The following is an 11,120-nucleotide window of genomic DNA, read 5'->3' as shown; positions in this document are numbered from 1 at the left end:
GACCGCAATCGTGGGCGATCGTGCCCACGGTGACCGCGGCGTCGGGCGACCTACGAAGATCTGATATGACCTACGAAGATCTGATGCAGCCTACAAAGATCTGCTGCAACCTACGAAGATAAAACCCACAAAACCGCCTACAACAACTTCCCAGGATTCATGATCCCCGCAGGATCCATCACCTTCTTGATCTCCCGCATCAACCGCAACTCCAACGCATCCTTGCTATGCAAGAAATGCTCCCGCTTCAACTGCCCGATCCCATGCTCGGCAGAAATACTCCCGCCATACCGATTCACTTCATCCAACACCGCATCCGTGATCGCCGCCCCATGCTCAGCGACCCAGTTTCGGTCTGCGCCTGCGGGGCGGGACAGGTTGTAGTGCAGGTTGCCGTCGCCGAAGTGGCCGAAGATGAAGGGGCGGATGTCGGGGTACAGCGCGCGTACGCGGGCTTCGGCGGTCTGCATGAAGTCGGGGATGCGTTCGATCGGTAGCGACACGTCGTGCTTCAGGTGCGGGCCGTCGGCGCGTTGGGCTTCGGAGATTTCCTCGCGTAGCTTCCACAGCGTCTGCAACTGCGCCAGCGATGCCGAGACCGCGGCGTCCAGGCACAGGCCGCGTTCCAGCGCCGTGCCGATGACGTTTTCGAGCAGCGTGTTCAGGGCGGTTTCGTCCGTCGTGTCGGCCAGTTCCACCAGCACGTAGGCCGGGTAGCGCTGTTCGAACGGTTCCTGCACGCCCTCGGCGTGCGTCAGCACCAGATCCAGGCAATCGCCGGTGAAAAACTCAAACGCCTGCAGGCGCGCGCCGCATTGTTCGAACAGGATCTCGAAGAGTTGCAGCGCTTGCGCGGGCGATTCGACGGAAGCCAGCACGACCGATCGCACGTCGGTGCGCGGGTAGAGGCGCAGCGCGACGGCGGTGATGATGCCGAGCGTGCCTTCGGAACCGATGAGCAATTGCTTGAGGTCGTAGCCGGTGTTGTCTTTGCGCAGGGTGCGCAGGCCGTGGAAGATTTCGCCGGTGGGCAGCACCGCTTCCAGGCCCAGGACCAGTTCACGCGCCATGCCATAGCGCACTACGTTCACGCCGCCGGCGTTGGTGGCGACGTTGCCGCCGATCTGGCTGGAGTCTTCGGCGGCCAGGCTGAGCGGCAGCAGGCGGCCGGCGTCCTGGGCGGCGCGGCGCAGATTGCCGAGGATGGCGCCGGCCTCGGCAACCATGGTGTTGGCCACGGTGTCGATGGCGCGCACGGCGTTCATGCGGTCCAGGCTGATGACGACGTTGCTGGCGCCGCCGTCAGGCGTGGCGCCGCCGCACAGGCCGGTGTTGCCGCCGCGCGGCACGACCGGCACGCCGGCTTCCTGGCACAAGGCAAGGCACGTGGCGACCTCGGCCGTCGTACGCGGGCGCACAACCGCCTGGGCCTGGCCGTTGTACAGGCCGCGCCAATCGGACAGCCACGGCGCGATGTCGGCCGGGTCGGTGAAGACGGTGTCGGGGCCCAGGGCTTGGACCAGCCGTTGAGAAAAGTCGGATGCGCTCATGAGATGTGGGATGCGGCGGGAGAGAGAAGATCGAGTTGCAGGCGGCCGGCGGCTTGCTGCAGGTGGCGGATGGCGGCCTGGCGGGCACGGTCCGGGTCGCGGGCGCGGATGGCCTCGAACACGGCGACGTGTTCCTGGTGCACGGCGGCGGTCAGGCCATCTTGCAGGCGGCTGTTGGATCGGGCGGTGCTGACCGCCAGGCGCAGCTGCAGGTTCAGGTATTGCAGCAGGTCCTGGTAGTAGCTGTTGTGCGTGGCGGTCGCGATGGCGACGTGGAAAGCGATGTCATGTTCGACGCCGGCCTCGGGGTGGTCCAGATGGGCTTGCAGCGAGGCGAGGGCTGACGCCATGGCGTCCAGGTCCTCCGGCGTGCTGCGGACAGCCGCCAGGGCGGCTGCGCCGCCTTCAAGTTCCATGCGCAGTTCGTAGACGCTGGCGAGCTTCTTGCGGTCGACCGCGATGCCGGTGGACACCTGAAAGCCTTGCGCCCCGGTGCGCGAGACGACCGTGCTGCCCGAACCCTGCCGGCTCTGGATCAGCCCTTGTGCGCGCAGGCGCTCCGTGGCTTCGCGGATGACGGCGGCGCTGACGCCGTATTGCTCGGCCAGCACGCGTCCGGCCGGCAGCTTGGCGCCGACGGCATGGACACCATCCGCGATGTCGCTGGCGAGCTGGCGGGCAACCTGCTCGGTGAGGGTGAGGCTCTTGGTCAACATGGGCGGATTATAGGCATATTTTTCAGGTTATCTGATAACTTTGTTGTTTCGTGAGGGGGCCAGTGCAACTCACCGGCGGGATCGGGAAGTGGGAACGCGCGGCGGAGATCGAAGCTGGAATGCGTCCGAAGCGCGGTGGGGTTGCGTCTGGAAAGCATCCGCTGCGCAACGGGCACGCCGCACGCGGAATACGGAGCTGGACCGATTCGGACCGATTCGGACAGCCGCGCTCCCTATCAAGCCGCGACGGACGCGCTCTGCAATCCTTCGCTTTCCGCGATCTGCCCGCTCTGATCCACCACGCAGCAGCGGCCGCCCTGCGCCTTGGCGCGATACAGCGCGGCATCGGCGGAGTCCAGCGCGCCCTGCGGGGTGCGGTTGGCGCCGGACAGGATCGAGATGCCGATGGACAGTCCCACGCAGACGCGGTTGCCGTCTGCCAGCGTGATGGGCTGCGAGACGTCTCGCAGCAGGTGTTCGCCCAGCCGCAGCGCGGCGGTGGCGTCGATGCCGGTGACCAGCACGATGAATTCGTCGCCGCCGATCCGCGCGGCGACGTCGTCCACGCGGAGCATGGCGCGCATGCGTTCCGCGATGGTCTTGAGCACCTGATCGCCCCCGGCGTGGCCGTGCGTGTCGTTGATGCGCTTGAAGTCGTCCATGTCCATGTAGAGCAGCGCCGCGGCGCTGTCATGGCCGCGTGCGCTGGAGCACACGCGTTCCAGCGCCGCCTGCAGGCCGGCGCGGTTGGCCAGGCCGGTCAGCGCGTCTTCGCTGGCGCGGCGATCACTGTCGCGCTCGGCCAACATGGTGGACACCAGGATGCGGTTCAGGCGGTGCGAGGCGATGACCATGCTGATCAGATAGAACGGAATCTGGATGAACACGATCGCCATGACCCATTCGCCGGTGAAGAGCGCGCCCAGGCACATGGGGCCAAGACTCAGGAAAATCATGGCGCCCACCAGGCGGGGCGCGCCGTAGTTCCGGAAGCAGATCCCGCCGGCCATGGCGCCGCAGGACACGCCGGCCAGTGTCGCGGCCAGCCAGTCGCCGTTCAACAAGGTGATGAAGACGCCATAGCCCACGCTGAACGCCCAGAACAACGCCAGCAGGATGTAGAGATCGGTGTGGGTATTGCCGCCCTTGGGGGCCGCTCGCAGCGCGGATCGCAGGATGACGACGCGCACCAGCGCGAGCACGACCTCCAGGATCAGCCACGAGATATACAGCGGTTCGGGCCGCCGCCACGCGACGACGCCCGAGATCATCAGCGTGTTGATGACCCCGCCGGCAAAAATGGGAAGCGTGCCGAACAGACTGGCGATGAGCGCCGCGCGGATGTCCGCCGGCGTGTCATGCCCGGAATGCGTCAGCCAACGTGTCAGCCGCCACTTGGGCAGGCTGAACTTCAGTCCTGTATCCACGCCGTCATGTCCATGCCCCTCTACCCGAAATCAGTAGGCTGGCTGGCGTTATAGCAGGTATTTGAAACCTTTAGTATTGTTCTTGGGTTCAATACCGACAGACTTCAGGCGTGCCCCCGGTGGCCGCAGACCGCGCATTCGGGGTCACGTTGCACATTGACGCTGCGCCATTGCATGGTGCGCACGTCCAGCCAAAGGAGGCGCCCGGACAGGCTTTCGCCCACGCCGGACAGCAGCTTTAGGGCTTCGGCGGCCTGCATGCTGCCGATGATGCCGACCACCGGCGCGAAGACGCCCATGGTGGCGCAGTTGGCTTCCTCGACGTCGTCGGCTTCAGGAAACAGGCAGTGGTAGCACGGCGCGTTGTCGTAGCGCAGGTCATAGACGCTGACCTGGCCGTCGAACCGGATGGCCGCGCCGGACACCAGTGGCTTGCGGTGTTGCACGCAGGCGCGGTTGATGGCGTGGCGGGTGGTGAAGTTGTCGGTGCAGTCGAGCACCAGATCCGCCTGCGCGACGGCATCGGACAAGGCCTGGTCCTTCAGGCGCTCGACCCGGGCGTGAACGCGGGTCTGCGGATTGAAGGCACCCAGCATGTCGCGGCCGGACTCGGCCTTGGGCCGGCCAACGCTCGCGGTGGTGTGCAGAATCTGGCGCTGCAGATTGCTGAGTTCGACGACATCGTCGTCGGCCAGCGTGATGTCGCCCACGCCGGCGGTGGCCAGGTAGAGCGCGGCGGGCGAACCCAGACCGCCCGCCCCCACGATGAGCACACGCGCCGCCAGCAGTTTTTCCTGCCCTTCGATCCCGAGTTCGTCCAGGAGGATGTGGCGGGCGTAGCGCAGCAGTTGCTCGTCGTTCATTTGTCCTTGCTGGGCTCGACTCCGGTCGGCGTGATCTTCATGCGCTGGGGCGTTCCGCCGCCGGCCTTGGCGTCAGCCTTGGCCTGGGCGCGGGCCGAGCCCTTCTGCACCGGCTTGCCGGCCAGCAGGTTCAGGGCCTGCTGAAGCTGGAAGTCGTCCTTGCCGCCGAATTCAAACACCTTGGCCGGCAGTTCCACGTTGTCCTGGTCGGCGCTGGATTTGATTTCGTTGGTGGTCTGCTGGTTGGACAGGTGACGTTGCAGGTCGGCTTCGCGCGGCAGGCGGAACAGGTCGCCGTCGGCCGTATCGGCAACGACGTAGTCCGGTTCGATGCCGGTGGCCTGAATGGAACGGCCGCTGGGCGTGAAGTAACGCGACGTGGTGAGCTTGACCGCGGTGGTTTCGGACAGCGGCAGGATCACCTGCACGGAGCCCTTGCCGAACGTGCGGTTGCCCAGCACCTTGGCGCGCTTGTGGTCCTGCAGCGCACCGGCCACGATCTCGGAGGCCGAGGCCGAACCCACGTTCACCAGCACCACCATCGGCACCGTCTTGGTCCAGGCCGGCAGGCCGGACAGGTAGTTGCTTTCGCCGCGGGCGTATTCCGACGGCGTCGCCAGGTATTTGTGACGGGCGTCCGGCGTGCGGCCGTCCGTGGACACCACGAGCGCATCGGGCGGCAGGAACGCGCCGGAGACACCGATGGCGCTGGTCAGGAGGCCACCCGGGTCATTGCGCAGGTCCAGCACCAGGCCCTTGGGCGGTTCCTTCGCGCCCAGATCCTTGAGCTGGCGGGCGAGGTCGGCGCCGGTCTTTTCCTGGAACTGGGCGACGCGCACGTACGCGATGCCGTTGTCCAGCATCTTGCTGCGTACGCTGCGCACCTTGATGATGTCGCGCACGATCTTTACGACGATCGGCTGCGGGCGATCGGCGCGCATGATCGTCAGGGTGATGGGCGACTTGGGCGCGCCACGCATGAGCTTGACCGCGTCGTTCAGGGTCATGCCCTTGGTGGGCGTGTCGTCGATCTTGATGATCAGGTCGCCCGCCATGACGCCGGCGCGGGCCGCGGGCGTGTCCTCGATGGGCGAGATGACCTTCACGAAGCCGTCTTCCGCGCCGACCTCGATACCCAGGCCACCGAACTCGCCTTGCGTCGCGGTCTGCATTTCGCGGAACGCGTCGGCATCCAGGTAGGCGGAGTGGGGATCCAGGTTCGACACCATGCCGGAAATGGCATTGTCGATCAGGGTCTTGTCGTCGACGGCCTCGACGTAGTTGTTCTTGATGGCGGCAAAGACATTGCTCAGTTGCCTGAGCTCGTCCAGAGGCAGGGGGCTGCCACGCTGGGCGACCGCAGTCACGCCAACACTCAGCAACACACCAGCCACCGCACCGATGGCAATCAGACCGAAACCGCGAAACTTACGAGTGCCCATGCACACTTCCCGAATTTTGTTTTCGCCGATGGGTTTGGTAATTTACCAACGGTATTTTTCCAACGACATTCATTTACCGACAGCGTTTACGCCGATTGCATTCCAGCAAACCGGCTGCACCAGCCGTCACATCTACTGCGCCAGCCATTGGGCCGGGTCCACTGGAGCGCCACGATGGCGAATTTCAAAGTATAGGCCGGATTCCACTTGGCCGCCGGTTGCGCCCACGGTAGCAATAGTATCCCCGCCGGCCACCGCATCGCCCACCCGTTTGAGCAGACTTTGGTTGTAAGCATAGACGGTCAGGTACTGCTGGCCATGATCCACAATGATGAGGTTGCCAAAGCCGCGCAGCCAATCGGCGTAAACCACAGTACCGGGGGCCACTACCTTGACGGGCGTGCCCTCGGCCGCGCGCAGCACCACGCCGCGCCACACGCCGCCGTCCGGACGATCCACCCCGAACCTGCCCTGCACCTGGCCACGCACCGGCATGGCCAGCCCATGACGCAGGCCGTTGCCGCCGCCGACCGGCGGCGCCTTGGCGGTCTGCTGGGCCGATGCACTGCGCGTTGGAGTGGCGGGCTCTTCAACAGGTTCCGCCTTTTTGGGGGGATCCGCGGGTTTTGTTGACGGCGGAGTATCGGCCGGGCCGCCGATGCGGGTCTGCCGCTGCTCGGCGGGACGCAGGCCGGCGGCGTCCGGGTCGGCCACGGCCACCGGGCCGCGGTTCTTCTGGGCTGCCGCTTCGACCTGTTCGCGCGCCTGGGCGGCCTCGCGGGCTTCGCTGTCGCGGCGCGCGCCGTCTTCGGCGGCCTTGCGGTCTGCCTCGGCCTTGCGGCGCGCGTCCTGCGAGCGGCGTTCGGCCTCGGCGCGCTTTTTGGCCTCTTCGGCGGCGCGGCGGGCTTCTTCAGCCGCGCGGCGCGCTTCCTCGGCACGGCGGGCTTCTTCGGCGCGCTTGCGCGCTTCTTCGGCCTTGCGGGCTTCCTCGATCTGCTTGGCGATGGCCGCATCCAGATCGGTGATCAGCCGCGACAGGCGCTGATCGTCGCGGCCGAGCTTGTTGGCCTCGGCGCGCTGGGCGGCGATCTGGCCTTCAAGCTGGGCAAGCAGGCTGGCGCGCTCTTTTTGCTGCGCGACCAGCGCAGTTTTCTGTTCGGAGGTTTCGGCGACCCCCTTTTCGATTTCGGCGCGGCGTTCGTCGGCCTGCGCCTGCAGGGCGGCCAGCCGGTCGATGTCGGTCCGCAGCGCCTTCACGGCGTCGGCCCGGGCACGGGACACGTAGTCCAGGTAGCCCAGATTGCGGCCAAGGACCTGGGGATCGTCGCCCGAGAGCAGCGCCGTCCAGGGCGACAGGCCGCTGGTGTATTGGGTGCGCAGTTGGTCGGCCAGTTCGACGCGGCGCTTGGCCAGCACGGCCTCCTGCGCGGTGATCTGCTTTTCCAGCGACGCGAGATCGGCCCTCGCCTTGCGGTTGGCGTCGGCCAGTTCCTTCAGGCGCAGGTTGATGCGGGAAATCGACGATTCCGACTGCTTGAGCGCGTCGGCGGCCTCTTTGCGGGCCGCCTCGCGGTCGTCGATGTCCTTTTGCAGACTCTCGATGCGGTCGCGCAAGGCGGCCTGCTGCTTTTCGGCGTCGGACTGACGCCCGGCGAGGTCACTGGGCGCGGCGCGCGCAGGCAGCGTCCCACTGGCCAACATGACCGCCAACAACAACCCCGCCGTGCGACGCATAGAGATATCAGTCCTTCTTGGCCTTGCCCTGAGCTGCGACCGCAGCCATGGCCGCCTCGATCTCGGCGGCATCGCCCAGATAATAGTGGCGGATCGGACGCAGGTCATCATCCAGTTCGTAGACCAGCGGCTGGCCGGTCGGGATGTTCAGGTTGACGATGTCGTCGTCCGACACATTGTCCAGGTGCTTGATGAGGGCGCGCAGGCTGTTGCCGTGGGCGGCGATCAACACCTTGCGGCCCGAGCGGATAGCCGGGGCGATGGAGTCGTTCCAGAACGGCAGCACGCGGGCCACGGTGTCCTTCAGGCACTCGGTGGCGGGCAGCTGGTCGGCCGGGATCTTGGCGTAGCGGCTGTCAAAGCGCGGGTGGCGTTCGTCGTCCAGCGACAGCGGCTCCGGGGCGATGGCGTAGGCGCGGCGCCAGATCAGGACCTGCTCGTCGCCGTACTTGGCGGCGGTTTCGGACTTGTTCAGGCCCTGCAGGGCGCCGTAGTGGCGTTCGTTCAGGCGCCAGTTCACGCCGACCGGGGTGTACATGGCGTCCATGGCGTCCAGGGCGATCCACAGGGTGCGGATGGCGCGCTTGAGGACCGAGGTGTAGGCCAGGTCGAAGGTGAAGCCTTCTTTCTTGAGCAGTTCGCCCGCCTTGCGGGCCTGTTCGCGGCCGGTGTCGGTCAGGTCGACGTCGGTCCAGCCGGTGAAACGGTTTTCAAGATTCCACTGGCTTTCACCGTGGCGCATCAGTACGAGTTTGTGCATGGTTTGGGGCGCCCGCCGGGCGGGTTAAAGTTGGAGGATGGTTAAGGAATGCGCTCATTTTATAATTGAGTGATTTTGCCCGTGATTTTGCCCCGGCGCACCGCGTCCATGTCCTGGACGCGTCGCATCAGGGTTCGCCCCTACCAGGCTGGCCGGAAGACTTGCCCACCCGCAAGCCGACGTAGCGCCCGCCGACGTACTACAGGAAGCCTTCGTGGACCTTTTGCAATTCTTGCTCGATAAAAACAACATCTTCATCGTCGCCGTCGCCGTGGTTTCCGGCGTGATGCTGATCATTCCCGCCCTGCGCAAGGGCCGGACCGGGTCCGCCATCAGCACGACTGAAGCCATCCAGATGGTCAACCAGCGCAATGCCGTGTGGGTCGACGTGCGCCCCGTCGAGCAATTCCAGGCCGGTCATATCGCCCAGGCACGAAACGTGCCGGCAGCCGACCTCGAGCAGAAGGCCGGCTCGCTGCCCAAGAACAAGCCGCTGGTGGTGGTTTGCGACAATGGCCGCGATTCGGCCCGCGCCGCCGCCAAGCTGCGCGCCCAGGGATTCACCGACGTCGTGCCGCTGGAAGGCGGCATGCGTGCCTGGTCGGCCGCCAGCCTGCCGGTAACCCAGAAGGGTTGAAGCAGGGGGACTCGCCCCCATCTACCTATTCTTGTACCTACAGGAGCGCCCTATGAACAAAGTCGTCATGTACAGCAAGGACTATTGCCCCTATTGCTCCCGCGCCAAGGCGCTGCTCGAGCAGCGTGGCGTGGCCGACCTGGAAATCATCCAGATCGACCGCGAACCGTCCCAGCGCGATGTCATGATCGAACGCACCGGCCGGCGCACCGTCCCGCAGATCTTCATCGGCGATACCCATGTCGGCGGTTGCGACGACCTGATAGCCCTGGACCGCTCGGGTGGACTGACCCCCTTGCTGAACGGCTAATCGCCCCTTTTTGCCTCTCCCACCAACGGAAACACTCATGGCTGATCAAGACCAAAACACCCAGCAAGAAGGCGGCAACGACGCGCCCTCGTTCAATCTGCAGCGCGTCTACCTGAAAGACCTTTCGCTGGAAATGCCGAACGCGCCTCACGTGTTCCTGGAGCAGGAAGCGCCGCAGGTCGAAGTAAGCATCACCGTGGGCGGCCAGCGCCTGGCCGAAACCGTGTTCGAAACCACGGTCACCGTCACCGTCACCACGCGCATCAACGACAAGGTCGTGTACCTGGTTGAAGGCACGCAAGCCGGCATCTTCGAAGCGGCCAACATCCCCGAAGAGCAACTCGATCCGCTGCTGGGCATTGTCTGCCCCACGATGCTGTACCCGTACCTGCGCGCCAACATCGCCGATGCGATCACCCGCACCTCGATGCCGCCGCTGCACCTGACCGAAGTCAACTTCCAGGCTCTGTACGAGCAACGCATCGCCGAACTGCAACAGCAGCAGGCCGCCGGCGCCAACGGTGCCGAATCGGGCATCATCCTGCCCCCCGGCGCCACCCGCCAGTAAGCACCCCGCGGCGCCCCATGAACCAACCCGCCGAGCCGCGCCTGCGCGTCGCCGTCCTGGGAGCGGGCAGTTGGGGCACCGCCTTGGCGGCGGCCGCCAGCCGCCGCCACCCCACCCAGCTCTGGGCGCGCGAAGCCGCGCAAGCGGCCGCCATGGCCGCCACCCACGAAAATGCCCGCTATCTGCCGGGCATTTCCCTGCCCAAGACGCTGCAATATTCCTCTGATCTGGACGCCACGCTGCGCACCCTGCAGGACGACGCCGCGCGCCGTCTGATCGTGCTGGGCGTGCCCGTCGCGGGTCTCACGTCCATCTGCGAGGCGCTGTCGCAACGGCTGCCCGCACTGGGACTGCAAGACACGCCCATCGTCTGGACGTGCAAGGGCTTCGAGGCCGACACGGCCAGACTGCCCCACGAAATCATGCGCGAGGCCCTGCCCGGCGCGACCGGCGGCGCCTTGTCGGGCCCCTCGTTCGCGCGCGAAGTCGCACAGGGCCTGCCCGTCGCCCTGACGGTCGCCAGCAGCAGCCCCGCCCTGCGCGAAGCCACCACCGCCGCCTTCCATGGCGCGGCGCTGCGCGTCTACGCCAGCACCGACCTGGTTGGCGTCGAAGTCGGCGGCGCGCTCAAGAACGTCATTGCGGTTGCCTGCGGCATTGGCGACGGCCTTGCGCTGGGCACCAATGCCCGCGCGGCCCTGATCACCCGCGGCCTGGCCGAGATGACCCGCTTTGGCGTCGCGCTGGGCGCGCAGGCCGAAACCTTCGCCGGGCTGACCGGCCTGGGCGATTTGGTGCTGACCGCCACCGGCGAGCTGTCGCGCAACCGGCGCGTGGGCCTGGAGATCGGCGCGGGCCGCAAGCTGGCCGACATCCTGGCCAGCGGCATCACCGCCGAAGGCGTGCGCTGCGCCCGCGCCGCGCTGGACCGCGCCCGCGCCATCAATGTCGAATTGCCGATCACCGAAGCGGTGTGCGCCGTGCTCTTCGAAGGCGTCGCACCCATGACCGCCGTCTCGGCCCTGCTGGCGCGGGATGCGCGCTATGAAGGACTGGGCGCCGGCTCCGGCGAGGCCATCGGCGCCGCCTAGATCGCGCCCGTCCATCCCGCTT

11 protein-coding genes are annotated in these 11,120 nt (G+C 66.4%); 4 read left to right on the top strand and 7 right to left on the bottom strand.

Going from position 1 to position 11,120, the window contains the following annotated elements; all coding sequences use genetic code 11:
- Positions 1 to 137: 137 nt before the first annotated feature.
- From B2W22_RS26695 to gpmA, 7 genes are all read right to left on the bottom strand, one after another.
- A complete protein-coding gene (locus tag B2W22_RS26695; RefSeq protein WP_286940210.1) occupies positions 138 to 1,550 on the bottom strand; it encodes an FAD-binding oxidoreductase in 1,413 nt (470 codons plus the stop codon).
- A complete protein-coding gene (locus B2W22_RS26690) occupies positions 1,547 to 2,266 on the bottom strand; it encodes a FadR/GntR family transcriptional regulator (protein WP_175139017.1) in 720 nt (239 codons plus the stop codon). Before B2W22_RS26690 ends, B2W22_RS26695 begins: the two co-directional genes overlap by 4 nt.
- Before the next feature lie 236 nt (positions 2,267 to 2,502).
- Positions 2,503 to 3,693, bottom strand: coding sequence for a GGDEF domain-containing protein (locus B2W22_RS26685; protein ID WP_175122085.1), 1,191 nt, complete (start codon positions 3,691 to 3,693; stop codon positions 2,503 to 2,505).
- A gap of 104 nt (positions 3,694 to 3,797) precedes the next feature.
- On the bottom strand, positions 3,798 to 4,556 hold the full coding sequence (locus tag B2W22_RS26680; RefSeq protein WP_175186356.1) for a HesA/MoeB/ThiF family protein: 759 nt from the start codon (positions 4,554 to 4,556) through the stop codon (positions 3,798 to 3,800).
- Positions 4,553 to 5,998: a S41 family peptidase gene (locus tag B2W22_RS26675; RefSeq protein WP_286940208.1), complete on the bottom strand. Its 1,446-nt coding sequence runs from the start codon at positions 5,996 to 5,998 to the stop codon at positions 4,553 to 4,555. The genes B2W22_RS26680 and B2W22_RS26675 overlap by 4 nt, the downstream gene beginning before the upstream one ends.
- 132 nt (positions 5,999 to 6,130) lie before the next feature.
- Positions 6,131 to 7,732 carry a peptidoglycan DD-metalloendopeptidase family protein gene (locus B2W22_RS26670; protein ID WP_286940207.1) on the bottom strand — a complete coding sequence of 534 codons (1,602 nt, stop codon included), beginning with the start codon at positions 7,730 to 7,732 and terminating at the stop codon, positions 6,131 to 6,133.
- 7 nt (positions 7,733 to 7,739) lie between these two features.
- Complete coding sequence (gene gpmA / locus B2W22_RS26665) at positions 7,740 to 8,492, bottom strand: 2,3-diphosphoglycerate-dependent phosphoglycerate mutase (RefSeq protein ID WP_175122082.1); 753 nt, start codon at positions 8,490 to 8,492, stop codon at positions 7,740 to 7,742.
- Between the two features lie 214 nt (positions 8,493 to 8,706).
- Between gpmA and B2W22_RS26660 the strand changes: the two genes are divergently transcribed.
- The 4 genes from B2W22_RS26660 to B2W22_RS26645 are packed head-to-tail and all read left to right on the top strand — an operon-like array spanning position 8,707 to position 11,098.
- Positions 8,707 to 9,129, top strand: a complete 423-nt coding sequence (locus B2W22_RS26660; RefSeq protein WP_175122081.1) for a rhodanese-like domain-containing protein — start codon at positions 8,707 to 8,709, stop codon at positions 9,127 to 9,129.
- Between the two features lie 52 nt (positions 9,130 to 9,181).
- On the top strand, positions 9,182 to 9,439 hold the full coding sequence (gene grxC, locus B2W22_RS26655; protein ID WP_175122080.1) for a glutaredoxin 3: 258 nt from the start codon (positions 9,182 to 9,184) through the stop codon (positions 9,437 to 9,439).
- A gap of 37 nt (positions 9,440 to 9,476) precedes the next feature.
- Entirely contained in the window at positions 9,477 to 10,007 is a 531-nt protein-coding gene (secB, locus tag B2W22_RS26650) for a protein-export chaperone SecB (RefSeq protein ID WP_175122079.1), read from the top strand.
- A 17-nt stretch (positions 10,008 to 10,024) separates the two neighbouring features.
- Positions 10,025 to 11,098 (top strand): NAD(P)H-dependent glycerol-3-phosphate dehydrogenase, encoded by a 1,074-nt coding sequence (locus B2W22_RS26645; protein WP_175122078.1) that lies wholly within the window; start codon positions 10,025 to 10,027, stop codon positions 11,096 to 11,098.
- The last annotated feature ends 22 nt before the right edge of the window (positions 11,099 to 11,120 follow it).

It is taken from the genome of Achromobacter sp. UBA4530, from assembly GCF_002388205.1.
GTDB classification, from domain to species: Bacteria; Pseudomonadota; Gammaproteobacteria; order Burkholderiales; family Burkholderiaceae_B; genus Achromobacter; species Achromobacter animicus.
The sequence above is the reverse complement of the archived record's forward strand: the minus strand, read 5'-3'. Positions and strand labels throughout refer to the sequence as shown.

Excerpts from the sequence above, each read along its gene's own strand:
- B2W22_RS26695 (WP_286940210.1), bottom strand. The coding sequence starts at position 1,550 with ATGAGCGCATCCGACTTTTCTCAACGGCTGGTCCAAGCCCTGGGCCCC.
- B2W22_RS26690 (WP_175139017.1), bottom strand. The coding sequence starts at position 2,266 with ATGTTGACCAAGAGCCTCACCCTCACCGAGCAGGTTGCCCGCCAGCTC.
- B2W22_RS26680 (WP_175186356.1), bottom strand. The coding sequence starts at position 4,556 with ATGAACGACGAGCAACTGCTGCGCTACGCCCGCCACATCCTCCTGGAC.
- B2W22_RS26675 (WP_286940208.1), bottom strand. The coding sequence starts at position 5,998 with ATGGGCACTCGTAAGTTTCGCGGTTTCGGTCTGATTGCCATCGGTGCG.
- B2W22_RS26670 (WP_286940207.1), bottom strand. The coding sequence starts at position 7,732 with ATGCGTCGCACGGCGGGGTTGTTGTTGGCGGTCATGTTGGCCAGTGGG.
- gpmA (WP_175122082.1), bottom strand. The coding sequence starts at position 8,492 with ATGCACAAACTCGTACTGATGCGCCACGGTGAAAGCCAGTGGAATCTT.
- grxC (WP_175122080.1), top strand. The coding sequence starts at position 9,182 with ATGAACAAAGTCGTCATGTACAGCAAGGACTATTGCCCCTATTGCTCC.
- secB (WP_175122079.1), top strand. The coding sequence starts at position 9,477 with ATGGCTGATCAAGACCAAAACACCCAGCAAGAAGGCGGCAACGACGCG.
- B2W22_RS26645 (WP_175122078.1), top strand. The coding sequence starts at position 10,025 with ATGAACCAACCCGCCGAGCCGCGCCTGCGCGTCGCCGTCCTGGGAGCG.